Origin of the sequence: Klebsiella sp. ME-303, assembly GCF_007910085.1 — a bacterium.
Classification (GTDB): Bacteria; Pseudomonadota; Gammaproteobacteria; order Enterobacterales; family Enterobacteriaceae; genus Klebsiella; species Klebsiella michiganensis.
Genome location: NZ_VOJB01000057.1, coordinates 186,737 through 211,825, shown reverse-complemented (window position 1 = coordinate 211,825; position 25,089 = coordinate 186,737). Strand labels below are relative to the sequence as shown.

The 25,089-nt window shown below is 58.2% G+C and carries 22 protein-coding genes and 1 pseudogene; 12 read left to right on the top strand and 11 right to left on the bottom strand.

The window, feature by feature from the left end; genetic code table 11:
* Window positions 1-74: 74 nt before the first annotated feature.
* From FQK12_RS04380 to FQK12_RS04355, 6 genes are all read left to right on the top strand, one after another.
* Window positions 75-2,855: a glycoside hydrolase family 3 protein gene (locus FQK12_RS04380; RefSeq protein WP_014229795.1), complete on the top strand. Its 2,781-nt coding sequence runs from the start codon at window positions 75-77 to the stop codon at window positions 2,853-2,855.
* A gap of 21 nt (window positions 2,856-2,876) precedes the next feature.
* Window positions 2,877-3,767 (top strand): alpha/beta hydrolase, encoded by an 891-nt coding sequence (locus FQK12_RS04375; RefSeq protein ID WP_014229794.1) that lies wholly within the window; start codon window positions 2,877-2,879, stop codon window positions 3,765-3,767.
* 207 nt (window positions 3,768-3,974) lie between these two features.
* Window positions 3,975-5,414: a circularly permuted type 2 ATP-grasp protein gene (locus FQK12_RS04370; protein WP_014229793.1), complete on the top strand. Its 1,440-nt coding sequence runs from the start codon at window positions 3,975-3,977 to the stop codon at window positions 5,412-5,414.
* Window positions 5,408-6,337 carry an alpha-E domain-containing protein gene (locus FQK12_RS04365; RefSeq protein ID WP_004103215.1) on the top strand — a complete coding sequence of 310 codons (930 nt, stop codon included), beginning with the start codon at window positions 5,408-5,410 and terminating at the stop codon, window positions 6,335-6,337. Before FQK12_RS04370 ends, FQK12_RS04365 begins: the two co-directional genes overlap by 7 nt.
* A complete protein-coding gene (locus FQK12_RS04360) occupies window positions 6,334-7,149 on the top strand; it encodes a transglutaminase domain-containing protein (protein ID WP_146295658.1) in 816 nt (271 codons plus the stop codon). Before FQK12_RS04365 ends, FQK12_RS04360 begins: the two co-directional genes overlap by 4 nt.
* An 18-nt stretch (window positions 7,150-7,167) precedes the next feature.
* On the top strand, window positions 7,168-7,920 hold the full coding sequence (locus FQK12_RS04355; RefSeq protein WP_014229791.1) for a proteasome-type protease: 753 nt from the start codon (window positions 7,168-7,170) through the stop codon (window positions 7,918-7,920).
* Here FQK12_RS04355 and FQK12_RS04350 read toward each other — a convergent pair.
* On the bottom strand, window positions 7,905-8,672 hold the full coding sequence (locus FQK12_RS04350) for an AraC family transcriptional regulator (protein WP_014229790.1): 768 nt from the start codon (window positions 8,670-8,672) through the stop codon (window positions 7,905-7,907). The two genes, FQK12_RS04355 and FQK12_RS04350, sit on opposite strands and share 16 nt — an antisense overlap.
* 94 nt (window positions 8,673-8,766) lie before the next feature.
* On the opposite strand from FQK12_RS04350, the gene FQK12_RS04345 reads away from it, so the two are divergent.
* The 3 genes from FQK12_RS04345 to FQK12_RS04335 all read left to right on the top strand — a co-directional run bounded on the left by FQK12_RS04345 (window position 8,767) and on the right by FQK12_RS04335 (window position 11,787).
* Entirely contained in the window at window positions 8,767-9,906 is a 1,140-nt protein-coding gene (locus tag FQK12_RS04345) for a Bcr/CflA family efflux MFS transporter (RefSeq protein WP_014229789.1), read from the top strand.
* A gap of 104 nt (window positions 9,907-10,010) precedes the next feature.
* Window positions 10,011-10,994 (top strand): fatty acid desaturase, encoded by a 984-nt coding sequence (locus FQK12_RS04340; protein WP_014229788.1) that lies wholly within the window; start codon window positions 10,011-10,013, stop codon window positions 10,992-10,994.
* Window positions 10,987-11,787: a phosphate/phosphite/phosphonate ABC transporter substrate-binding protein gene (locus FQK12_RS04335; protein ID WP_014229787.1), complete on the top strand. Its 801-nt coding sequence runs from the start codon at window positions 10,987-10,989 to the stop codon at window positions 11,785-11,787. The genes FQK12_RS04340 and FQK12_RS04335 overlap by 8 nt, the downstream gene beginning before the upstream one ends.
* A gap of 482 nt (window positions 11,788-12,269) precedes the next feature.
* On the opposite strand, the gene FQK12_RS04330 is transcribed toward FQK12_RS04335, so the two are convergent.
* From FQK12_RS04330 to FQK12_RS04300, 7 genes are all read right to left on the bottom strand, one after another.
* The gene (locus FQK12_RS04330) at window positions 12,270-13,607 is read right to left on the bottom strand and encodes an LLM class flavin-dependent oxidoreductase (RefSeq protein WP_014229786.1); all 1,338 of its coding nucleotides are present in this window, start codon (window positions 13,605-13,607) and stop codon (window positions 12,270-12,272) included.
* Window positions 13,608-13,668: 61 nt separating this feature from the next.
* A complete protein-coding gene (locus FQK12_RS04325; protein ID WP_014229785.1) occupies window positions 13,669-14,568 on the bottom strand; it encodes an ABC transporter substrate-binding protein in 900 nt (299 codons plus the stop codon).
* A 41-nt stretch (window positions 14,569-14,609) separates the two neighbouring features.
* A complete protein-coding gene (locus tag FQK12_RS04320) occupies window positions 14,610-15,278 on the bottom strand; it encodes an ABC transporter permease (RefSeq protein ID WP_014229784.1) in 669 nt (222 codons plus the stop codon).
* Entirely contained in the window at window positions 15,278-15,907 is a 630-nt protein-coding gene (locus tag FQK12_RS04315; protein ID WP_014229783.1) for an ABC transporter permease, read from the bottom strand. Before FQK12_RS04315 ends, FQK12_RS04320 begins: the two co-directional genes overlap by 1 nt.
* Window positions 15,900-16,988, bottom strand: a complete 1,089-nt coding sequence (locus FQK12_RS04310) for an ABC transporter ATP-binding protein (protein ID WP_025108425.1) — start codon at window positions 16,986-16,988, stop codon at window positions 15,900-15,902. The genes FQK12_RS04315 and FQK12_RS04310 overlap by 8 nt, the downstream gene beginning before the upstream one ends.
* 178 nt (window positions 16,989-17,166) lie before the next feature.
* Window positions 17,167-17,853, bottom strand: coding sequence for an RluA family pseudouridine synthase (locus FQK12_RS04305; RefSeq protein ID WP_014229781.1), 687 nt, complete (start codon window positions 17,851-17,853; stop codon window positions 17,167-17,169).
* 59 nt (window positions 17,854-17,912) lie between these two features.
* Window positions 17,913-18,806: a LysR substrate-binding domain-containing protein gene (locus tag FQK12_RS04300; RefSeq protein WP_004851947.1), complete on the bottom strand. Its 894-nt coding sequence runs from the start codon at window positions 18,804-18,806 to the stop codon at window positions 17,913-17,915.
* A 315-nt stretch (window positions 18,807-19,121) separates the two neighbouring features.
* On the opposite strand from FQK12_RS04300, the gene pckA reads away from it, so the two are divergent.
* Complete coding sequence (pckA, locus tag FQK12_RS04295; RefSeq protein ID WP_014229780.1) at window positions 19,122-20,762, top strand: phosphoenolpyruvate carboxykinase (ATP); 1,641 nt, start codon at window positions 19,122-19,124, stop codon at window positions 20,760-20,762.
* Window positions 20,763-20,995: 233 nt separating this feature from the next.
* The gene (locus FQK12_RS04290) at window positions 20,996-21,490 is read left to right on the top strand and encodes a hypothetical protein (protein WP_014229779.1); all 495 of its coding nucleotides are present in this window, start codon (window positions 20,996-20,998) and stop codon (window positions 21,488-21,490) included.
* A gap of 78 nt (window positions 21,491-21,568) precedes the next feature.
* Here FQK12_RS04290 and FQK12_RS04285 read toward each other — a convergent pair whose 3' ends face one another.
* Window positions 21,569-22,096, bottom strand: coding sequence for a lipocalin family protein (locus FQK12_RS04285; protein ID WP_014229778.1), 528 nt, complete (start codon window positions 22,094-22,096; stop codon window positions 21,569-21,571).
* A gap of 274 nt (window positions 22,097-22,370) precedes the next feature.
* Here FQK12_RS04285 and uraH point away from each other — a divergent pair, with 274 nt between their 5' ends.
* Entirely contained in the window at window positions 22,371-22,745 is a 375-nt protein-coding gene (gene uraH / locus FQK12_RS04280; RefSeq protein WP_029946983.1) for a hydroxyisourate hydrolase, read from the top strand.
* A gap of 80 nt (window positions 22,746-22,825) precedes the next feature.
* Here uraH and FQK12_RS04275 read toward each other — a convergent pair whose 3' ends face one another.
* On the bottom strand, window positions 22,826-23,260 hold the full coding sequence (locus tag FQK12_RS04275; RefSeq protein WP_004851939.1) for a PTS sugar transporter subunit IIA: 435 nt from the start codon (window positions 23,258-23,260) through the stop codon (window positions 22,826-22,828).
* A pseudogene (locus tag FQK12_RS04270) lies at window positions 23,235-24,696 on the bottom strand (sugar porter family MFS transporter). Before FQK12_RS04270 ends, FQK12_RS04275 begins: the two are co-directional and overlap by 26 nt.
* Window positions 24,697-25,089: the final 393 nt, after the last annotated feature.

Below are 25,089 nucleotides of genomic sequence, written 5' to 3'. Positions count from 1 at the left end.
AGCCCGCATTTCGCGGGCTCTGTTCATTATGCTATTAAGCCTCCTGTCGGGGCATGAGTTAACAGGACAACACCATGTATGACAGTCAAGCGGGGACGCCGCTGGAAGGGTTTGCCGAATTTGCCGCCGCCGCCGCTGCCGAAGGCGCGGTGCTGTTGAGAAACGATGGCCAAATGTTGCCGCTCGCTCCCGAACGGCCGCTATCGTTATTTGGCCGAACGCAGATTGACTACTATCGCAGCGGTACCGGTTCCGGTGGGGCGGTTAACGTGGTGAGCAGCACAACCTTGCTGCAGGCGATGCGTGCGCGAAACGGGATGAGGCTGAATACGCAGCTGGCCGGACTCTACGAACGCTGGGTTGAACAACACCCCTTCGACAACGGCGGAGGGGGCTGGGCAGCGGAACCCTGGTGCCAGCAGGAGATGCCGCTGAGCGATGAGCAGATTCGTCAGGCGCGCGCTTTCTCCAGCCAGGCAGTGATTGTTTTTGGGCGTACCGCGGGAGAGGATCGGGACAACGCCGACGTGGAAGGTGGCTATCGGCTCACCGCCGACGAAATGAACCTGCTGTATCAGGTCTGCGGCGAATTTGATGACGTGGCGGTGGTGCTGAATACCGCCGGGCTTATCGATCTCTCATGGGCTGACGATCCGCGGCTGCGTCAACGCATTCGCGCGCTGCTCTACGTCTGGCACGGCGGCGCCGACGGCGCTCAGGCGGCCACTTCGCTGCTCTATGGTGAGGTGACGCCATCCGGCAAGCTGGTAGGCAGCATCGCGATCTCTCTCGACGACCATCCGGCATCGCCCTGCTGGGGGGCGGAAGCGCAAAGCCTCTATCAGGAGGATATTTACGTCGGCTATCGCTACTTCGAAACCTTTTGTCCGCAGCGTCTGCAGTTCCCCTTTGGCTTTGGTCTCTCATACACCTCTTTCACCCTGCAATCGGCGCGGGCGGAGACTTTTGGCGACCTGATCAAGGCGACCGTCACCGTGACCAATCGCGGGGAGCGCTTCGCGGGCAAAGAAGTGGTGCAAATCTACCTCCAGGCGCCGCAGGGCGCGCTCGGCAAACCGGCCAAAGCGCTGGTGGCTTTTGCCAAAACTCGCCTGCTGCGACCTGGGGAAAGCGAAACCTTAACGTTATCAATTCCGCTGGAGCGCTTTGCTTCTCTGGACGATAGCGGAGCGACCGGGCATCCACACTGTTACGTGATGGAGCCAGGGCTTTATCGTTTGCTGCTTGGTAACAGCGTGCGCGATGTACAGCCGCTGGCGGTTGACGGCGAGGCGGGGTACGCGCAGAAAACGCTGCGGATCCTCTCCTGCCATCAGCAGGTGCTGGCGCCGACGGTGCCTTTCGTACGTATAAAACCGGTCGCGGACGGCGATGATGGGCGCTATCAGATCGAGTGGGAGGACGTGCCGCGGCGGGAGATTAATCTGCGCGCGCGCATTGAGGAGCGTTTGCCAGAGGCTATCACCCTTACCGGTAACCAGGGACTGACCCTCAACGACGTGGCTGAAGGGCGTACCACGATGAATGCCTTTGTTGCTCAGCTGTCTGTTGAGGAGCTGGCCTGCCTGGTGCGCGGAGAAGGCATGTGTAGCCACAAAGTGACGCCCGGCGTCGCGTCGGCTTTTGGCGGCGTGGCCGACAGCCTGCTGGAAAAAGGTATTCCTCTGGCATCGACCGCCGACGGCCCATCCGGGATTCGCATGGATAACGGCGCAAAGGCCACTTTGCTTCCCAGCGGAACATTATTGGCCTCCAGCTGGGACCCGATCCTCGTGGAACGCTTATACGTGATGGAAGGCAAAGAGCTGCTGCGCAACGGTATCGACCTGCTGTTAGGGCCGGGGATGAACATCCAGCGCCATCCGCTGAACGGGCGTAATTTTGAGTACTTTTCCGAAGATCCGCTGCTCACCGGGATGATGGCGGCGGCGGTGGTTCGCGGCATTCGCAGCGGCGGCGGGATTGCCACCCTCAAGCACTTTGCCTGCAACAATCAGGAGTTCGCCAGAGCCAAAGCGGATTCGGTGGTGTCAGAGCGCGCGCTGCGTGAAATCTATCTCAAAGGTTTTGAGTATGCGGTGAAATCCGGCGGCGCAAATGCGGTAATGACCGCTTATAACCCGGTCAACGGCCACCATGCCGCATCCAACTACGATCTCACCACCACCGTCCTGCGCGAGGAGTGGGGCTTTCGCGGGATCGTGATGACCGACTGGTGGGCAACGATGAACGATCCCGTCGATGGCGGCGCGGCGAGCACCCACAACACCGCGGCGATGATCCGCGCGCAGAACGACCTTTATATGGTGGTCAATAATAACGGCGCGGAAGTTAATGCGGGGGGAGATAATACCCTGGCGGCGCTGGCGACAGGCGAGCTAACGCTCGGTGAGCTTCAGCGCTGCGCGATAAACATCCTCGACTTTATGATGCAGACGCAGGTCTTTAAGCGCGGGGAGATGCCGCGGGCGGGGATTATTCACCTGGCGGCGGATCCTGCGTGCGATGGGGCCTGTCCTGGCGCAATTAAAATCGCCGAGCAGTCGCGGCTGCGCTACGACGAGGAGCTGGTGCTGAGCGTTGAGCGAACAGCGGTATATGATGTGCTGGTGAGCGTTCACGCTAACGGTGCGCCGCTCGCACAAACCGCCTGCAACCTGCTGCTTAATGAACAATTTGTGGCGACGATCCAGACCAACGGTACGCTCGGTCGTGAGATTGTGCAGAAGCTGTGTCGGATTGAGCTACAGTCGGGGAAATATCGTGTAGGCTTTGATTTTATCAAGCCGGGTCTGGTGGTGGACTGGCTGGAACTCAAGCTCGTTAATGACTAATTTCCGTCTCAGGAGCCGCCGATGAACCGACGCCATTTTTTGTTTTTAAGCGCCGCCGCGCTGCTGGCGGGCGGTCGTCTTCGCGCCGCTGAAAGCCAGCAAACGATCCGCCTGTGGCCTGGCGTGCCTCCCGGCGGCGGCGGACCGGACGGCCCCGTCCGCTTATCGGCACGCGGCGCGCTAAGCCATATCGCCCAGCCTGAACTGACGGTATGGCGTCCCGCAGCGCCACGCGGCCACGGCGTATTAATTGCTGCCGGCGGCGGCTATCGACGCATTGAAATGGCGAAGGAGGCCTGGCCCGCCGCGCGCTGGCTAACGATGCGCGGCTATACCGCGTACGTGCTGACCTATCGTCTTCCCGGGGAGGGGTGGCAAGCGGGCGGCCTTGCTCCGCTGCAGGACGCTCAGCGGGCGCTGCGCCTGATTCGTCTGCGGGAAGCCAAAGTCAGCCTTCTGGGGTTTTCCGCCGGCGGACATTTGTCGGGAATGGCTGCCTGTCGCGCTGATTTTGCCTCTTACCCGCCGATCGACGGCGTGGACGACACCCCGCCCCGGGCCGACGGCGCCGCGCTGATTTATCCGGTGATTTCCCTCGAACCTCCGTACACCCATACCGCCACCCATCGGCTCCTCGCCGGGCCTCACGCCGCGGAGGAGGTCGATCGCGCCTGGTCGGTACAAACCTGGGTCAGCGGGCGGACACCGCCCTGTTTTCTGGTTCAGGCGGAGGACGATAATGTCTCCGATCCGCACAATACGTTGATAATGGCCGCCGCCTGCCGTCAGCATCAGGTCCCGGTCACCCTGTATCGTTACGCCAGCGGTGGTCACGGTTTTGCGCTGGGCCGGGCCGGTACGCCCAGCGTCGAGTGGCCCGAGCGCTACGCAGCGTGGCTGGCGGCGCGTTAGTATCGCGTGAATCGACTTGCCCCAAATTGGTGCGCTTTACGCGAAAAACAGGCCATAAATAAGCAAAGCGTCTGATTGTTTTTTATTCAATTCAGCGTCATGGCATAACAGCGTAACGCCGCGCCGCCGCGCTGCGTTACCTGGCATAATTAATGCTTATCTCTTACCGGGATTACCTCAAAGTGAGTACAACCGGAGGAGACGACCATGATAAAAATAACGCTTCCTGACGGGCATTATTATGATGAGATGCTTACCGCACAGGGAGAGCAGCGTCAGCACTATAACGCCTGGTGGCAATGGTTTCGCAGTACCGATCAATTCTCTATCCGGCAGAAGAAAGAGCAGGCGGAGCTGCTCTTTCACCGCATCGGCATCACCTTTAACGTCTACGGCGAGGATGAGGGCACCGAACGACTGATCCCTTTCGACAGCGTGCCGCGTATTATTCCCGCCGGCGAGTGGCAGCGGATTGACCGCGGCATCCGCCAGCGGGTGAAAGCGCTCAACGCTTTTCTTTACGATATCTACCATGATCAAAATATCCTTCGCGCGGGGCTGATCCCGGCCGAACAGGTGCTGGCGAACGAACAGTATCAACCCTGTATGCAGGGGATAAATTTACCCAATAACACCTACGCCCATATCACCGGAGTCGATATGGTGCGCAACAGCGACGGCCAGTATTACGTGCTGGAGGATAATCTGCGCACCCCCTCCGGCGTCTCCTATATGCTGGAAAACCGCAAAATGATGATGCGGCTGTATCCCGAAATGTTCGAACAGCACCATATTGCGCCGGTAGAACGCTACCCCAGCTATCTGCTGCAAACGCTGCGCGAAAGCTCGCCGGTGGACGATCCGTGCGTGGTGGTGATGACCCCGGGACGGTTTAACAGCGCCTATTTTGAACACAGCTTTTTGGCCCAGCAGATGGGCGTTGAGCTGGTGGAAAGCGCGGATCTGTTTATTAAAACCGGGGCGGTGTATATGCGCACCACCGAAGGACCGCGGCGCGTGGACGTCATTTACCGGCGTATCGACGACGCATACCTTGACCCGCTGGCCTTCCGCGCCGACTCCATGTTAGGCGTACCGGGGCTGCTGTCGGTGTATCGCGCCGGGGGCGTGGTGCTGGCCAACGCTATCGGTACCGGCGTCGCCGACGATAAATCGATCTACCCCTTCGTACCGGAGATGATCCGCTTCTATCTGGGCGAGCAGCCGATCCTGAGCAATATTCCCACCTGGCAGTGCCGTAAGGCGGAAGATCTCAGCTACGTGCTGAGCAATCTTGAACTGATGGTCGTGAAAGAGGTTCACGGCGCGGGCGGCTACGGCATGCTGGTTGGCCCGCGCTCGACCAAAGAGGAGCGCGATGCGTTTCGCCAGCGCCTGCTGGCGAATCCGGCCAACTATATCGCTCAGGACACCCTGGCGCTGTCGACCTGCCCAACCTTTGTCGACGAGGGGCTGGCGCCGCGCCATATCGATTTACGTCCCTTCGTCCTTTCCGGCCAGGAGATCCGCCTGGTTCCCGGCGGGCTGACGCGGGTGGCGCTAACCGAAGGCTCGCTGGTGGTGAACTCGTCGCAGGGCGGCGGCACCAAGGATACCTGGGTGATGGAGGATGATGAATCATGTTAAGCCGCACAGCGAGTGAACTCTTCTGGATGGCGCGCTACCTTGAGCGCGCGGAAAGCTATGCCCGGGTGCTGGACGTGACCTGGAAGCTGTCGATGATCCCCCGCCACAGCCAGCAGTCGCGGGATTTAGCCTTGCCGCTGAATCTGTCGCTGACCCATGAGCTGTTTCAGGCGCGGCACGCGCGTTTCACTATGAGCAACCTGCTTAATTTTTTCGCGCTCGACGGCAACAACCCGTACAGCATTTTCAGTTGCGTCGAGATGGCGTGGAACAACGCCCATGCGGTGCGCGGCAGCTTGTCGGCGGAGGTGTGGGAAAGCATCAACGCCACGCGCATTGAGCTGCGAAAGCTGCGCCAGCAGGGGATCGGCGAGCTGGGCAACGACGCTTTCTTTGAGTGGGTAAAAGAGCGGGTACATCTGTTTCGCGGGGCGATCCTCGGCACGCTGCTGCGTAACGACGCCCTGAGCTTTATCGGGATCGGGACGCTGATCGAGCGGGCATCCGCCACCGCGCAGCTGCTGTTGATTAAGGATCAGCAGCTGAACAGCGATCCCGATCCGGTACGCGAATACTACCGGCTGGATACGCTACTTAATGCGGTCAGCGCCCGCGAGGCCTACAACAGCATTTACCGCCAGCCGGTCAGCCGCGAAACGGTGATGGAGCTGCTGATCCTGCGCAACGATGTGCCGAGATCGCTGAGAGCGAGTATTTCAGACCTCGTCGGGCAGCTGGAACAGATTGCCAACGACCGCTCGCACTTGCCGCTGCGGCTGGCGCACCAGCTCAACGTCGACCTGCGTTTCAGCACCCGCGACGATCTGGCGCAGGCCGATTTACAGGTCACCCTTAATGCACTGCTGGCGCGGATTAACGCGCTTTCCGACAGCATCAGACAAACCTATCTGGAGGCGTTATGAAACTGGTTATCGATCACCTGACCCGCTACGGCTACGATGAAGAAGTGAAGTTTTCGACCCAGTATCTGCGCCTGACGCCGCGCAGCAGCGGTCGGCAGAAGATCACCGCCTGGACATTAACCCTGCCGGACGGTTCCGCCGTCGCCACCACCGACGCCTGGGGCAACGTGCTGCACGTGCTGACGCTGGATAATCCGCATAAAGAGATTACCATCCGCGCCAGCGGGATCGTCGATATCGCCGAAGAGGGGGACGACATCGGCGCGGAGCCGCAGGAGCTGCTGTCGCCGCTGGTTTTCTTGCGCTGTACGCCGCTCACCCGCGCCGACGGCCCGATCCGCGAATTCGCTCAGCGCTGGTATCAGCCGGAGGCGCAGGAGGAGAGCCTGAACCGGTTAATGGCCGAGCTGCTGCTGAGAATGCCCAATTCGCCGGGCGCCACCCAGGTGCAGGACTCCGCCGCCGATGCTTTTGCGCGCGCGAAAGGGGTTTGCCAGGATCACACCCACGTGTTTCTCGCCTGCTGCCGGGCGCTGGAGATCCCGGCGCGCTACGTCAGCGGCTACGTTTACAGCGATAACGCCGAGCACGTCGCCATGCACGCCTGGGCCGAAGTGTGGCTCAACGAGCGCTGGCAGTCGTTTGATATCACCAATAACACGCGCAGCCTGAATCAACATTTGCGGCTGGCGACCGGGCTGGACTATCTTGATGCGTGCCCGGTACGCGGCACCCGCCTCGGCGGCGGGGGGGAAATCATGTTAACTAACGCTGAAGTGCGCGAGCATTCGCAGCAGGCGCAGCAGCAATAACGGCAGGAACAAAAAACGATGACCTACTGTGTGGCCATGTGTTTGTCAGATGGACTGGTATTTGCCTCAGACTCCCGCACCAACGCGGGAGTGGACCATATTGCAACGTTTAAAAAACTGCACGTTTTCCATCAGGATGGCGAACGGGTCATGGTCCTGCAGTCGGCGGGCAACCTGGCCACCACTCAGAGCGTGATTAGCCTGCTCAGCGCCCGCATTCGCACCCAGCAGGAGCCTAACCTGATGCAGGTGACCTCGCTATACGACGCGGCGATGCTGATCGGCAAAACCTTACAGGAGGTGATTCAGCGCGACAGCAGCAATCAGCAGAACTGCGGCAATACCAACTTCAACTGCAACCTGCTGCTCGGCGGGCAGATCGCCGGCGAAACGCACCGGCTGTTTCATATCTATCCGGAAGGCAACTTTATTGAAGCCACGCGCGACACGCCCTATTTCCAGATTGGCGAGAGCAAATACGGCAAGCCGATTATCGACCGGGTTCTGACCATCGATACTCCCCTGGAGCAGGCGATGTGCTGCGCGCTGATTTCGATCGACTCCACCCTGCGCAGCAATCTTTCGGTGGGGCTGCCGCTGGACACCCTGCTGTACCGCAGCGGTAGCCTTAGCAGCGCCGAACAGCATCGGATCACCGAAAACGATCCCTATTTCAATACCATTCGCAAAGCGTGGTCCGAAGGGCTGCAGAACACCTTTCTGAAGCTGCCGCCGTTCACGCCGGGCGGCCACAATCAGGCGGAAAAATAACGCCCCGGCGTCATGCCGGTCATGGTGCGGAAGAAGTAGATAAAGGCGCTGTCGCTGGCGAAGTCGAGCGCCATCGCCGTATCGGTAATCCGCTCCCCGGTTGCCAGCATCTCGACCGCTTTCATTAATCGCCACTGTTGACGCCACTGCTGGTAGGACATCCCGGTATCGCGGCGAAACAGTCGGCTGATGGTTTTTTCGCTGGCGCCGCAGCGGGCAGCGAGCGTCCCAAGCGGCGGCGGCGGCGCGTCGCCGCAAACCATCGCCAGCCGTTTATCCTGCGGCAGCGCGAGCATCATCGGCTCCCGCGCGGCGGCGCGAATTTCCGCCTGGCACAGGGCGGCGAGATGCCGCGCTGGCTCGGCCTCCCAGTCGGTATCCCAGGGGCTGGCGCTGATGCGCTCTAATAGCTCGCGCAGCAGCGGCACCACGTTGAGTATCGCCGACTGCGTTGGCAACTGAGGGTAACGCTGCGGCTGAAACCAGACGGAACGATAGTCGACAATGTTTTTCATCTCCGCGCGATGGCTGACTTCAGCGGGGATCCACGCCGCGCGCCCCGGTGGCAGCAGGCACAGCAGGACGCTATCGTTGAGCGTTAAACGCACGCATCCCTGACGGGTAAACAGGATCTGTGCCATCTTATGCCGGTGGCTGCCGGAGTCGTGGTTACCGAGCGCCGACTGCACGCCAATCAGGCTACTTTTCAACGCATCCGGATCGAATGCCGCGTCAGCGTCAAGCCAGGCCATAATGTCTGATTTCCGATGTTTAAAGTCATTATGTTTATAATGTTCGATAAACGGCTTCCCTACAATAGCGCCTCTTGTTAATCAGGAGGTGGATATGTTGGGACGTGCCGCGCTGGTGCTGGTGACCGCGCTACTGATGTTTCCGCAAATAGCGGAAACGATTTATAGCCCGGCGCTGACCGATATCAGCGCCCGTTTTTCCGTGAGCGCGCCGCAGGCGGCGCTAACCCTTTCCGTGTACTTTATCGGTTTTGCCGTCGGCGTTTTGCTGTGGGGCGGATTCAGCGATCGCTACGGCCGGCGTCCGGCCCTGCTGGCGGGGTTAGGGGTTTACGCATTGGGATGCCTGATGGCGCTGTGGGCGACGGATTTTTCGCTGCTGCTGGCGGCGCGGATCGTCACGGCCGCTGGCGCGGCAACCGGTTCAGTGGTGACGCAGACGGTCCTGCGGGACTGCTATCGCGGGCGGCAGCTGGCGGGAATTTTTTCGTTTATCGGCCTGGCGCTGGCGGTGAGCCCGGCCGTCGGGGTCTATATCGGCGGCGGGTTGACCGCCCTCTGGGGGATGCGCGGCGTATTCAGCGCGCTGGCGCTTTTGGCCGCCGCGCTTCTGCTGGGCTGCCTGGCGTTGATGCCGGAAACGCGTCCGCAAAACCTCAGGAGAGGGCCGTTTCTTCACGTGCTGCGGCGGATGGTGGGCGATACGCGCGTTGCCCTGGCGGCAATCCTGGTGGCGGCATTTAACGTCAGCCTGTTCAGCTACTACAGCCTGGCCCCGTTTCTGTTCGCCCGATTCGATCTTGATGCCCTGACGTTTGGCTACAGCGGCATGGCGCTTGCCGCGGGTTCGCTGCTCGGCGCGCTGCTTAACCACCGGCTGCTGCGTCGGAATGTCTCGCTGGGGCGGATACTCGCCATCGCCTGCATTCTGCACTTAGCCGGCGGCGTCGCGGTGTACGTGCTGCGGGAATCAATCTGGTTTGTGGCGCCGGTTGCGCTGGTCACCCTTGCCTGGGCCATGGCGATCCCGCTGGTGCTGGGGTCGGCGCTGAGCGCCTACGGCGACTGTCGGGGCACCGCCGGCGCCTTTTTCGGCCTGTTTTATTATGTCCTGATTGGCGCCGGTCTGCTGGCGGCCGGGTGGGGGCAATCGCTGGGGGCGTCGCTGCTGGCGTGCGCGGGCGTGAGCATGCTCGCCGGGTGGCGATATATCATCGTGCTCAACGAGGGCTAAGGTGATTTTCTGGCAAAGCTAAGCGATTTAAATTCTTTGTTATTTAACGCGTTATCTCACATCTTCGGAGGATCAAACGATAACGCGAAAAGGCAGTGGCAGGAATGGCAAAAAGCAGGTCGGTCTATCTGCATCCGCAGCAGCGCGAGCGGATTCATCAGTTTTCCCGTAGCTGGCTGTGGCGCAGCGAGCTACCCACCTGGCTACTGATCGTTGCCGTCTACGGCGGCTGGTTTGCCTCGCTGGCCTGGTGGCGCGAGCTGGGCATTTTCCCCGCCACGCTGCTGCTCATCTGGTTCACCGCCTGGTATATGTCATTGCAGCATGAGCTTATTCACGGTCACCCCACGTCGCGACCATGGTTTAACCAGCTGCTGGGGACCCTGCCGCTGGCGGTCTGGTATCCCTACGGGCTGTACCGCGACTCGCACCTGGCGCACCATCATCATCATTTGCTGACGCAGCCGGTTGACGATCCGGAATCCTACTATTTTACGCCGCAGAGCTGGCAGCGTTTTGCCCCCTGGCAGCGCAGCCTTATTCATCTGCGCAATACGTTTATCGGCAGGCTGCTGGTGGCGCCGCTGCTGGATATTGCCCAGACGCTCGGCAGCGCGCTGGCGGCATTTCGACACCGGCGGGTGAACACGATAGCGATGTGGCTGGTTCACGGCCTGCTGCTGGCGGCGCTGTTCGCGTGGATGAATCATCTCGGCTTTTCGCCGCTTTACTTTGTGCTGGCTATCAGCTACCCGGCGCTGGCGTTGACCAAAGTGCGCTCTTTCCTTGAACACCGCGCCGCGGACGATCCGCTGGCCCGTTCGGTGATTAACGAGGCGGGGCTGGTCTGGCGAGTGCTGTTCCTCAATCTCAACTACCATTCAGTGCATCACGATTTGCCGGGGGTACCGTGGTACGGGCTGCGAAAAATCTATCTGCATAATCAGGCGGAGTATCAGCGGCGCAACGCCGGGTTTGTGGTGCGCGGCTACGGTGAATGGCTGCGGCATTTTTTTGCCAGACCGGTGGCGGTGAATGCCCATCCCGGCTTCAACCAGCAGGGTAAGGCGGATGAAGAGCATGAGTGAAAGGCTGGCGTTTCCGATGTACGCGGTGAATGACGAGGATACTCAGGCGCTCTGGCGGGCGGTGCGGCAGCTGCTGGCGGCCCGCGGCGTGGTGGAGGAGGATACGCTGTCGTATCAGGTACCTGAGGATCTGCTGACGCACTGGCGCCATCCGGCGCTGCTGTTGAGCCAGACCTGCGGTTATCCGCTGATGACGCGGCTGCCGGCAGTGCAAACGGTCGGCTGTTTTCACTATTCGGCGCCCGGATGCGAAGGGCGGAACTACCGCAGCCTGCTGGCGGTACGTGAGGCGGACGGTGATCAGACGCTGGCGGATTTTCGCGGGCGCCTGGTCGTGTGCAATTCGCCGGATTCCCAGTCCGGCTATAACGTGCTGTTAAACATGGTCGCGCCGCTGTCGCGCGATGGGCATTTCTTCTCGGCGGTCGCGTTTAGCGGCAGCCATCGCCAGTCGCTGCGTGAACTTCAGCAGGGGACGGCGGATATTGCCGCCATTGATTGCGTGACCTGGGCGCTGCTGCAGCGTCATCAGCCGGAGGCGCTGGCGGGGCTGGCGGTGATTGCGCGCAGCCCGCTCGCCCCGGGTCTGCCGCTGATTACGTCGGCGACGACGTCCGCAGCGACGCTGGGGCTGCTCAGAGAGGCATTGCAGCAGCTGGTGAGCGATGAACGCTACCGGCCGCTTTGCGAAGCGCTGTTTATCTGCGGCTACAGCGATATGCGGCGCGCGGACTATCAGCCGCTGCTGGCGTGGCGTGATGAGGCGGCGGCCAGGGGCGTCGTGCGGCTGTAGGCGCCAATTTCCCCGGGCCGCGGCGCAAGCGCCTTGCCCGGGCTACCCGATCGCAGACGGTTGTGAACGCGTAGCCCGGCTAAGCGCAGCGCAAGCCGGGGAGAAACCGCACCGAGGTTTCAGACACAGCCCCTTCCCCGGAGGCGGCGCGTTGCGCCTGTCCGGGCTACCGATCCGCGGGCGGCGGTGAACCCGTAGCCCGGCTAAGCGCAGCGCAAGCCGGGAAGAAAACCGCAGCAAAGCATCCGGCAGCGCACCTTCCCCGGAGGCGGCGCGTTGCGCCTGTCCGGGCAACCGATCCGCAGACGGTTGTGAACCCGTAGCCCGGCTAAGCGCAGCGCAAGCCGGGAAGAAACCGCACCGAGGTTTCAGACACAGCACCTTCCCCGGAGGCGGCGCATTGCGCCTGTCCGGGCTACCGGATCGCAGACGGCGGTGAACCCGTAGCCCGGTCAGCGCAGCGCCACCGGGGAACAGCCGCGCTATGAAGCCAGCGGTTTGCCATCCCGGCGGGCGAAGCGGTTTTCGACGACCGGCAGACCCAGCTTCTCGCGCAGCGTGCCGGTCGGATAGCGATCCCGCATCGCGCCGCTGCGCTGCAGAATCGGCACCACCTGCTCAACGAAGCGGTCGAAGTCCCCCGGCAGCAGCGGGAACATCAGGTTAAAACCATCGGCGGCACCGGCGCGCCAGGTTTCCGTCAGTGCGCTGGCGATCTCCTCGGCGCTGCCGATGAGCAGCCAGCTATCGGAGCTTTGCAACAGCAGCTTGCCCAACGCCAGGATCGACAACTGCGGATCGTAATCACGAATCAGCCTGAGGGCGGTGCGGATCCCATCAAAGGTCTCTTCCTCCGGCAGCGGCGGCAGCGGTTGGTCGACGGGATAAGCGGATAAATCCATGCGCAGATAGGAAGAGAGCAGGTCGATGGCCATCTGGTCGCTCATTAGCTGCTCGTTAAGCCGCTGGCGCTCTTCCTTTTCCGCGTTTGAATTCACCACCACCGGTAAAACGCCGGCGATGATTTTGAAATGCGCCGGATCCCGGCCGTGGCTGCGCAAACGCTGGTTCATCTCTTCGCGGTAGGCCAACCCCTCAGCGATAGATTTGATAAACACAAAATGCATATCTGACCAGGCGGCGGCGAGGTTTTTACCCGCCTCCGACGAGCCGGCCTGTACCAGGACCGGATGCCCCTGCGGCGGGCGAGGGACGTTCAGCGGCCCGCGCACGCGGAAGAACTCGCCCGCGAAATCAAGATGATGCACCTTGCTGGAATCGGCAAACAGCCCGCTGGCTTTGTCATAGCGCACCGCGCCGTCTTCCCACGAGTCCCACAGCTGAGTGACCACATCAATAAACTCACCGGCGCGCTGGTAGCGGCTGCCGTGCTGCGGCAGGTGGTCAAGGCCGAAGTTGGCCGCCTCCTCCTCCAGCCATGAGGTGACGATATTCCAGCTGGCCCGCCCGTTGCTGAGAAAATCGAGGGAGGCAAAATAGCGGGCGAGATTATAGGGCTCGTTATAAGAGGTGGACGCCGTGCCCATCAGGCCGATATGTTCCGTCACCGCCGCCAGCGCCGAGAGGAGAGTGATGGGCTCCAGCCGGGCGTTAGCGTAGTGGGTTAAGCCGCTGGGCACCGTGTCCCAGATAGCGATATGATCGGCGATAAAAATGGCGTCGAGCGTCGCGGCCTCCGCTTTACGGGCCAGATCGGCATAGTACTTGAGGCTGAAAATTTCCTTCTCCGGCGCCTGCGGGTGACGCCAGGAAAAGCGGTAGTCACCCTGGGGATTGAAGAAGAAAAGGTTCAGGATCATAGGATTATTTGGCATTTTCTCGGCTCAGTTGGAGGTGATGCCTTCCCTGGCATGGCGGCAATCAGTTGCCGTTGAGGTGCGTTTTGACCCACTGTTCGGCCACCGCCGCCGGATCTTTATGCTGCAGATCGACCTGCTGGTTAAGTTCGATCAGCGCGGCGTTGTTCAGCTTGCCGGAGACCTCATTGAGCACTTCGCTGATTTTCGGCGTCAGGCTGGCTTTGCGTACCAGCGGCACCACGTTCTGGCTCGGCTGCTCATGCTTATCATCCTCCAGGACCACCCAATCCTCTTTCGCGAGGTTGCCCTGAGTGGAGACGACCGTGGCGACGTCGATTTTGCCGGAGTTCAGCGCCAGACGGGTCAGCGGCCCGCCCATATCCAGAGATTTCACCGCCTTAAATTCAAGCCCGTAGACGCGCTTAAGGCCCGGCAGGCCCAGGGCGCGCACCGGGAATTCCGGCGGGCCGCCGATAGTCAGCTGATGGGCCACGGGCTGCAGGTCGGAAAGCTTGCTGAGGTGATATTTTTTTGCCGTTTCCGTGCGCACGGCCCAGGCGGTAATGGACGAGGCCGGGGAGGGGGTAAGTAGCGTAAAGTCCGCCGGCAGCGCTTTGGCTAACTCAGCGCTAACGTCGCTCTGGCTGGTAGCCAGCGTTTTGCCGTCATAATAGTTCAGCAGGGCACCGAGATATTCCGGAACAATATCAATTTCGCCGCTCTGCAACGCCGGAATAATAATCTCGCGATTGCCGAGATTAAGACGGGTTTTCACCGCAATATCGTTTTTCTTTAGCGCGCTGGCGTAAATATTGGCAAGGATTGAACTTTCGGTGAAATTCGCTCCGCCAATGGTGACGTCCTGCGCCAGGGCGTTAAAACTTAAGCTTAATAATCCCGCGGTGAATACCGAAAGACGCAAGCGGCGACGATACGCGGAAATGCTAAATAGCTGCTTCATAATACCTCTTTACCTGCAGGTGGTTTTTTGTTGTTGGGAAATTAATTTATTTGCGTGACCGGCGCCGGAACGATGCGCCGGGAGAGTAATGAAAAAAGCAGCTCGCAGCCGATGGCCAGCAGCGATACCACCAGCGAACCGGCAATGACCTGGGGAATATCGCGCTGGCCAAGTCCGTCGATCAGAAAACGCCCGAGGCCGCCAAGGCCGGCGTAGGCGGCGACGACGGCGGTCGCGATCAGCTGTACCAGCGCGGTCCGCAGGCCGGCGAGTATCAGCGGCGCGGCGAGCGGTATCCGCAGCTGCCACAGGCTCTGGAGTGGCGTCATGCCCAGCGCTTTTGCCGCATCGCACAGCTGACGGTCGGCATGATAAATGCCAACCCAGGCGTTGGTGAGGATCGGCGGAATCGACATCGCCACCAGCGCGGTAAAGACCGGAATATCATTAAAGCCAAACACAATAATGCATAAAAGAATTAAACCTAAAGAGGGAATGGCGCGACCAATATTAAACAGATTAATAATCACAAACGCGCCCTTGCGCCAGTAGCCGAGAATAATCCCCAGCGGCAGCGCAATCGCCGAGGCAACGACGATGCTAATCAGCACATAATAAAGATGCTCGCGCAGGCGAAGTAATATTCCCGCGTCGCCTGTCCAGTGCTGCGGTTGTAATAACCAGTGAAATGTTGCTTGCAGGATATCCATTAGCGGGCCCACGGCGTTAGCCAATAGCCGACGCGGGCAATCAGCGAATCCAACAGCAGAGATAGCACAACGCTGAGCACCAGGCTGACCGCGATAGGCGTGACAAAATTCTGGTTAAACCCGGCTAACAGAAGCTGCCCGAGACCGCCCTGGCCAATTAAGGCGGTGACCGTCACCAGCCCGACCAGCGTCACCGAAGCGATGCGTAACCCGGCGAACAGCGAGGGCAGCAGCAGATGCAGCTCTATATCGACAAAACGAAACCAGCGGGTATAGCCCAGCGCGCGCGCCGACTCCAGCACCGTCGCCGGGAGTTTCTCTATTCCGGCGATAACGTTGCGCAGCAGGATCAGCAGCGAGTAGAGCGTCAGGCCGATGATTGAGGTCATCAGCGACAGTCCGGTAAACGGCAGTAATAGAATAAACAGCGCCAGAGACGGGATGGTGAACAGTATCCCGCACAGGTAGATCAGCGGCTGGGCGGCCGCGGGCCAGCGCAGCGTCAGGCTAATCAATACGCCGGTGAAGAGGGTGCCGAAAAACAGCGCAACGATCACCAGCTGTACATGCTGCCAGAGCAGTTCACCGATCATGATTTTGTTGTCGAGGATCCACGGCCAGTCAATCATAGCGGCGAAGATCCACGTGGCCTTCCAGCACGTTCTGCAGCAGAGCGTGGGAGATGCTGCCCTGATATTCACCGTCGGTATCGACATGAACCACTACGCCGCCGGGCGCATCCAGCAGCGCGCTGTAGGCAAAGCGCAGCGTGTTGATGGCCGCCAGCGGCGCGTCGACCGGCAGCGTCCGGCGCTTTACCGGATCGAACCAGTTCAGCGGACGCCGTTTTTTGTCCAGCACCAGGCGCAGCGGACTGGCGACCGGCGGATGCGGGCTGGCGATGGGGGAGAGGCTCTCATCAATAAGCGGCACGTCATGGCGCGGGAGCTGTCCGACCTGAATTCTCCCCAGCCGCTGCAGATTCGGTTCGGGGCCGATAAAACGGCGCACAAAGTCGCTGGCCGGATGCGACAAAATATGGTCAGGCGTGGCGAACTGCGCCAGCTCGCCGCCCTCCTGGAAGATAGCGATTCTATCGCCAAGGCGAATAGCTTCATTGATATCATGGGTCACCAGGACGATCGTTTTGCGCAGGCGCTGTTGCAGCAACAGCAGCTCGTCCTGCAGGCGCTCGCGAACCACCGGGTCGATGGCGGCGAAAGGTTCGTCCATCAGGAGAATAGGCGGATCGGCGGCCAGCGCTCTGGCGATCGCCACGCGCCCCTGCTGGCCGCCGGAAAGCTGGTGCGGATAGCGGGGCAGGACGTTGCGGTCGAGAGACATCAAATCCACTAATTCGTCGATGCGCGCCTGGATATGCTTTTTGCTCCAGCCGAGAAGGCGCGGAACCGTGGCTATATTTTGCGCGACAGTACGATGCGGAAAGAGGGCGGCGCTTTGCATGACAAAGCCAATTTGGCGGCGCACCTGAATAATATCGGCAGCGGCAAGCTTAACGCCCTGAACGTATACGTCACCGGCGTCAGGAATATCCAGCTGATTAATCATCCGCAGAATGGTTGTTTTTCCGCACCCGCTGGGGCCAACGAAAGTGCACAGTTCGCCGCTATTAATCACCAGATTAAGGCCGCGAATAGCCGCATGCGCGCTGCCGGGGTAGGTCTTGCGAATATTATCGAGTTTAATCATAAAGCCGTTGCGCCCTGAATGTTCTTTCATGAAAAGCATGAATAGAGCACAAGCTACAGAGGCGGTGATTAACGAGCAAATATGATATTTGCATTTGCAATGCCGCGATTCGAATTAAAGCGTCGACGTCAATCAGCGTGCGGGAGAGATTCGGTAAAAGGGCTGGCGAGCGGGCGAGTTAAAACCCGCTGGGGCTTATCGCATCGATCCGCTCTCCGCTAACCGGATGCACGAAATGCAGTTCGCTGGCGTGCAGCATCAGGCGCGGCGCCTGTTCTGTTCCCGGAAGCAACAGACCGCCGTACAGATCGCAGCCCAGAATAGGGTGGCCAAGCCACTGGCAGTGGATACGCAGCTGATGGGTGCGGCCGGTTTCCGGCGTCAGCTGGACCCGCGTCACCGGCACGCTACCTTGATAGCGCAGGCGCTCAACCACCCGATAGCCGGAGCGGGCAGGCTTGCCGCGGCGCGGGCAAATCGTCATCAGCGGAAACAGCGCCGGATCTTTGGCTATCGGAGCGTCAACGGTTCCTTCATCATCCGCCAGATGCCCGCACAGCAGCGCGCTGTAGACTTTGCTCACCGCACGCTGGCTGAACTGCTGGCAGAGCGCGGCGTTGATGGCCTTGTTGCGCGCAATCACCATCAGTCCGGAGGTGCCGAAATCAAGACGATGCGCCAGAGTGCAGCCGGGAAACCGCTGTACCAGCCGATAATGCACCGAGTCGAGATTACGCGGATTTTTCCCCGACAGACTCAGCAGGCCTGAGGGTTTATCGATCAGCAGCAGATGGTCATCCTCGTAGAGGATGTCGATTTCAGCGTGGCACGGCGGGGCGATAAAGGTATCGATAATCGTAGACATCAGGCTGCACGGAGAGGAAGTGGATGCGGATGATAGCGAATTTCCCGCCGCCATGCGAGTTATGCGGTCACGGTATTCATAGACTTAATATGCTGCCAGAAGCGCTCGGCTGACTGGTTGAGCCGCGCGCCGGAGCGGTAAATATAGGCGCCGATCGGCAGCGACAGGCTCTCATCCATAATCGTCAGGCGGCCCTCCTCAAGCTCGCGCTTGATAGAGTACTGCGGCAGCCAGCCCACGCCGTCGCCGTTGAGGATCATGCGTTTTAACAGCTCGCTCATCGAGGAGACAAAGGTCAGCGAGAAGGTGATCTCCGGCTTGCGGTCGATCACCTGATTCACCTGGCGCCCCATATAGCTGTCGTTGGCGTATTTCATCAGCGGCAGCACCCCGCGGTGTAAATGAAAAAGCGGCCTGCCGTGTTTATCGCAGGGAGAAACGAGGTGCAGCGCCGAGTCAAAAATTTTGTGATTGATAAACGGATAGTTCATCAGCTCTTCATTATAAAATGACAGGATAAAATCACTTTTGCCTTCTTTCAGGTTGAACACCGCATCGTTGACGTTAATCGATTCAACATGAAAAGTTTTATTCTTTCGGTCGGTATAACCGGCGATGATTTCCGGAAGTAATAAAACTGAAAGCGACGGCGCCGCGTCGATTCTTATTTTCTGGGTGGTGTTGTTCAGCCCTTTAATTCGGCTAATCTGGAAGTCCATGTCGTCGAGCATATTTCGCGCATAGCCGACAAAAATCTTCCCGCGGTTGGTCAGCTGCAGCGGGTTTGCCGAACGGTCGAAGATGCTGAAGCCCAGCGACGCCTCGAGCGCCTGGATGCGGCGGCTGAAGGAGGACTGGGAAATATTGCGGCTTTTTGCCGCCAGGGTAAAGCTTCTGGATTCCTCAAGGGCAATCACATCGTAAAGCCATTTTACTTCAAGATTCGCCAGCACCGATCCGTTCCTCTGCCCTGCAATAATAGCTATGCAATTTTAGCATGACGTATAGAAACTATGCAATTAACATAATTATCTACAGGTGTTAACATTTTTTGCAGAGTTAGCTTATGACTTATTCGTGCAAACGATATTTCTAAAGTTCAGGCGACACCCTACACGAGCACGATTTTACATCGCCGGCTCTGGTCTGTTCATCCTGTTTATTTAATTTCACGATGGTTTTTTTATTAAAATAAATCCATCCGCTTAGCTGACAGGTTGAAATACCCTAATAGCATCTTATCCAGCCAATAGTTTGTCAGGAGTGCCATGTCACGTATTGAATCAGTAAAAGACGCTCTTCTTTCGCTCGGTATTCAGGAGAGCAGCGAGCTGTTTTATAACCCCGATTACGACTTGCTGATTGCGCATGAAACCAGCCCGGAATTAACCGGCGCGGCGCGCGGCGTCATGACCGAGTCCGGGGCCGTTGCCGTGGATACCGGGATCTTTACCGGGCGCTCGCCGCGCGACAAATATATTGTCAGGGACGATCTGACGCGTGACACCGTCTGGTGGGCCGATTCCGGCCTTGGCCGCAACGACAATAAGCCGCTATCCACCGAGATATGGGCAGATCTGAAGGCGCTGGTCGCCGGACAGCTGAGCGGCAAGAAATTATATGTCGTTGATGCGTGGTGCGGCGCCAGCCCGGCAACGCGCCTGGGCGTCCGCTTCGTCACCGAAGTGGCCTGGCAGGCGCACTTTGTCAAAAACATGTTTATTGCGCCGAGCGCAGAGGAGCTGGCTGAATTTACGCCGGACTTCGTCGTCCTCAACGGCGCGGGCTGCACCAACGATAAATGGCAGGAGCAGGGGCTCAACTCCGAGAACTTTGTCGCGTTTAACCTGAGCGAAAAAATTCAGCTGATCGGCGGCACCTGGTACGGCGGTGAGATGAAAAAAGGCCTCTTCTCGGTGATGAACTACCTGCTCCCGCAGCAGGGCATCGCCTCAATGCACTGCTCGGCGAACCGCGGTGAAGCGGGGGACGTGGCCCTGTTCTTCGGTCTTTCCGGCACCGGTAAGACCACGCTTTCCACCGATCCGCTGCGTCAGCTGATCGGTGATGACGAACACGGCTGGGATGATGACGGCGTGTTCAACTTCGAAGGCGGCTGCTATGCCAAGACGATTAATCTTGACCCGCAGGCCGAGCCGGAAATCTATCGCGCGATTCGTCGTAACGCGCTGCTGGAAAACGTGGTGGTCAGAGCCGATGGCAGCGTGGATTACGCCGATGGCAGCAAGACCGAAAATACCCGTGTCTCTTATCCGCTATCGCATATTGAAAACATCGTGAAACCGGTGTCGCGTGCGGGCCATCCGTCGAAGGTGATTTTCCTTGCCGCCGATGCCTTTGGCGTCCTGCCGCCGGTATCCCGTCTGACGACCGAGCAGATGCAGTATCACTTCCTGTCCGGCTTTACCTCGAAGCTGGCCGGTACCGAACGCGGCATTACTCAGCCCACGCCAACGTTCTCCGCCTGCTACGGCGCGGCGTTCCTGCTGCTGCACCCGACGCAGTACGCCAGCGTTCTGGCGGCCAAAATGGCGGAGGCCGGCGCCGAGGCCTGGCTGGTTAACACCGGCTGGAACGGCGAAGGCAAGCGCCTTTCGCTGCGCGACACGCGCAATATCATCAGCGCGATTTTAAACGGGACCACCGGCGAGCTGCGCGAAGAAACGGTACCGGTATTCGGTCTCGCTATCCCGCAAAGCGTGCCTGGCGTGGACAGCGCGCTGCTTGACCCGCGTAGCGGCTGGCCTTCTGCCGACAAATGGCAGGAGAAGGCCGAGAGTCTGGCGCAACTGTTTATGGACAACTTTAAGCAATATACCGATACCGATGCCGGCGCCCGGCTGGCGTTAGCCGGCCCAACGCTGACAAAATCAGCCGTCACCGCCTAAACTCTTTTTTCAGTGACCAACCCGGGCAGCCGCCCGGGTTTTTTACGTCAGCCCTCGCCGGGGGAGTGGCGCAGGAACTTGACTCTGCCTGGTTAGCGATTATAAATAAAGGGATGCAGGGCTAAGTATTGGGGCTAAATAATTTCATGACATCATTGTTATGAGAATTATCCTGGCAACCCTGCGGTGATGACTTCCCCGATACGCTGATATTAATAAATAAAGGAATGACTATGAAACTCTGGAGTAAAACGCTGATCGCTTCTGCCGTTTGTTTAATTCTCGCCGGCTGTGACGATTCATCAAAAGTTGATGCAAATCTGGATAAAGCAAAAGATAACGCGCAGCAAATTAAAGAGGCGGCGTCCGATAAAGCCGAAGCAATTAAGGATGAAGCGGATAAACACATTGATGCGATAAAAAAACAGGCGGCGGACGAGGCGAACAATCTCAGCAGCCAGGCCTCCAGCATCAAGGCGGAAGCGGATAAAAAAGCGGAAGCTATCGCTCAGCAAGCCCAGGCCCAGGCTGATGCCGTTAAGCAGGATGCCCGGCAGAAAAGCGACCAAATCGTGCAGGAAGCGGGAAAAATTAAAGACAGCGCGATTGTTGATGCCAATAACCTGGCCAACGATGCGGCGAATAAAACCAAAGAGATTAAAGAGAGTATCGCTCCCGCTAAAACCGCAGAAGAGGCGGCCGACTCCAGCCAGCCGTCATCGCACTAATTATTTATCCTCTTCCAGCCTTATCGCCACACTATCTTCAGCTCGTTGGTTCGCTGAAGATAGTGTGGATTCAGCCTGTTACCCGTGGTTCACCCAGACTAATTTTTCTACCGGGAAGCCGAGATCCCGCGCGATGCGCAGATACTCCTGCTTAATGGATTCCGGGATGGTCGGCGTGCGCGACAGGATCCACAGATAGCCGCGATCGGGACCGCTGACCAGCGCATACTGATACTGGCTATCCAGGGCGATCACGTTGTAGCCGCCGTAAAACGGGCCAAAGAAGGAGACTTTCAGCGCGGCGGTGGTTGGCGCCGCGGTAAAATACGCTTTACCTTCGCTCTCGCTCCATTTCTGTTTCCGCGGATCGTAACCGCGGTTAACCACGCTGATACCGCCATCGCTGCGCTGACCATACGTTGCGGTAACCCGCTCCAGGCCGCGTTCAAAACGATTTTCGAGCCGGGCAACCTCATACCATTTCCCCAGATAACGGCTTGCGTCAAAGTTATTTATCGGCTGGACCCCCTTGGGCGGAGTGGGGGATTTACAGGCGACAAGCGTCAGGGCGATAGCCACACCCGTCAGAACTGGCCATATCTTCATATGAATTCCTTTTGTGAACGCGGAGGAAAATAAGTATAGCGCAAGCGCGCGGGCCTTTATTCACGCCCCAGCGATGCACCTTATATTCAGATAATTCTATCACTTCGAATGGGCTGTTGCCCTGCTCGCTATTTTCCTCGTCCTGCTTCCGTTAAGGCGATTATCACAAAAAGTTGAATATATTTTAGCAGCCCAGGTGCTAACGTTTGAACGTTATTATTCACAACGGGAAAACATCGTGAAAAAATTATCCAGTCTGATTCTGTTATCTGCTATGTCTGTGGCTCCAGCCGCATTTAGCGCCCCCGTCGGGACGCTCAGCGTACATATTCTCAATCAGCAGACGGGTCTGCCTTCATCGGGCGTGACGGTCACCCTTGAAAAACAGCAGGCGAATAAATGGACAGCGCTGGCCACCGGCGTCACCGACAACGATGGTCGTATTAAATCGCTCTATCCAGCTGAAGGGGATATGCAGCCGGGGATTTATAAAGTGACCTTCAAAACCGGCGATGACTTCAGCAAACAGAAACTGGCCTCGTTTTTCCCCGAGATCCCGGTTCTCTTCACCGTCACGCGCACCAATGAAAAGCTGCATATTCCACTGCTGCTCAGCCAGTATGGTTACTCCACCTATAAAGGCAGCTAATCGCTACGTCCATCCTGAATAAGCAAAAAGCCTGCGCGCAAGCAGGCTTTCATCGGGCGACTATCGGGAGATAGCCGTGCTTAGTGATTCTGCTGGAGGATCCTTAAAAAATCCTCTTTATTAGCAATCAACGACAGCGCTCTGGCGATGACTTCATCGCTAAAGATCGACGCCACCTCTCTCAGCACATCGATGTGCTCGCTCTCTTTAGCAATCACGCCAATGGCAATAAACATGACGTTATTTCTGTCCCAGATCACGCCGTCAGGGAATTGATAAATCTCCACCCCCGTTTTGACAATGATGCTGGTGGCTGATTTAGGCAGGTGCGGCAGCGTAATGCCATTGCCTAAAAAGGTGGAGACCTGACGCTCTCTTTCAGCAAGAAACGCCACGCAATCTTCGCTGACGTACCCTCTGGACTTAAAGTCCGCGCCAATCATGGCCAGGACTTCTGCTTTATTTTTCGCCCGGCACGACAGATGGAGATTATCCTGCGTAATAGTATCGATCATAATCCGTTTTCCTTAGTGGCCGTATTGAATCCCGCTGCAGATTTATTTGCTGAAAGCTCCTCTTCCAGCTGCTCCAGCGATTTATTGGACGTTTCAGGCAGCGCCGCGATGACAAAAACAATCGCCAGGTAGTTAATCGCGGCAAAAATCAGGAATACCGGACCTAACCCGAGCTTGGCCTGCAATAATGGGAACAGATAGCTGACGATGGCGTTCATCACCCACATGAAAAATACCGATATGCCCATCGACAGTCCGCGGAACTTGAGCGGGAACAGCTCAGCCAGCACCACCCAGGTGATAAAGCCCATCGTTCCCTGCATAACGCCAACGAACATCGCGCCGAGCAGCCAGATGGCCGTGGCTTTGATGTCGCCGACCAGCGTGTAGTCTACGCCGGCAATGATAAGGTGCAGGGTAGCCATGATCGCGAAACCATAAATAATGATGGTTTTACGTTTAAAACGATCGACGAGGTACAGCACGCCAAATAGCATGCCGCCGACGGAGAACACGCCATTGAGTACGTTGCAGATGAGGGAGGTTCTTTCTGAGAATCCGGCGCTGCTGAGGATCTCAGTACCGTAGTACATAATGACGTTGACCCCGGTGGTCTGCTGCAGCGCCGCCCAAATGACGCCCACCAGCAGGAGTTTGAAAATCCATGGCGTCTGGAGAATGGTGACAAAGGCGTTCTGCGCATGAAGCTTTTTGTCCGCTTCGGCCTTAATTAAGGTGGTGATATCGTTGAATTCTTTGGTTGCGCGTTCCAGAGGGCGGATTTGCTTTAATATTTCCAGCGCTTCTTCATGACGGTTTTTACTGATCAGCCAGCGCGGGCTTTCCGGCGATCGCAGCATACCGATAAACAGGCAGATGGCGGGAATGGTCTGCACCATCAGCATATAGCGCCAGACGTCGGGGAGATGGCCCCAGAGGATGCCAATAATGGCGTTGATGGCAAATGCGGCGAGCTGCCCGATAACAATGGCGACTTCGTTTAAGCCGGTCAGTTTACCGCGCATTTCGGTTGGCGCCACTTCGGAAATAAAGGTGGGGGCGGTCACCGAGGCGCCACCCACGGCATAGCCGAGGATGAAACGTGAAATAAGCAGTACGGTGATATCCGGCGCCAGAGCGGACATTAATGCGCCGATGAAAAAGATGAAGGATAAAAAGAGCAGGTACTTTCTTCTGCCAAAGAAGTCCGCGAATTTTCCCCCGAATACGCTACCTAACGCGGCGCCGATCAGCAATACGCTCATGACCAGACCTTCGGTAGTCGGGGTCAGGGCCATATATTGTTTCAGAGAGGAAAATGCGCCATTAATAACGCCGGTGTCATAACCGAATAGCAGGCCGCCAAATGTCGCAACCAGGGTTATCTGGTGTAATCGTTTTCTCTGCTGTAGGTTCAGATTCATAATAAGAGACATTTTTATACCTTTTGTTTTGATTAACGGCACGAGATAAAAACGTGTCATCCCATCCCCGTCACGGCATGCCTTTGCGCCTGGCGAAGCACGGCCGGGATGAAATGTTTTTTTGTTCTTAGTGCAACTATTTAGCGCGATTGCTATGCGCTAAATAAAACCGATCAAAGAGGTTTCTTTTTGATTAATGATGAATCATCGGTAGATGCGGGGCTGGGGCCTCCGGGGTGGTTGACGTTCAGAAAGTCCCCGGTAGCGTGAGGGTGGAAAAGGGGCGGGCCAATATAAACGGTTCGGATAAGTCCTGATCTCACTTCCTTCATTGCATCCTCCGGGGGGTTAGGATTTCTGCTGCGCCATCAAGGCGGGCAGAGTGCGTTTAGTGAGAGATGATTA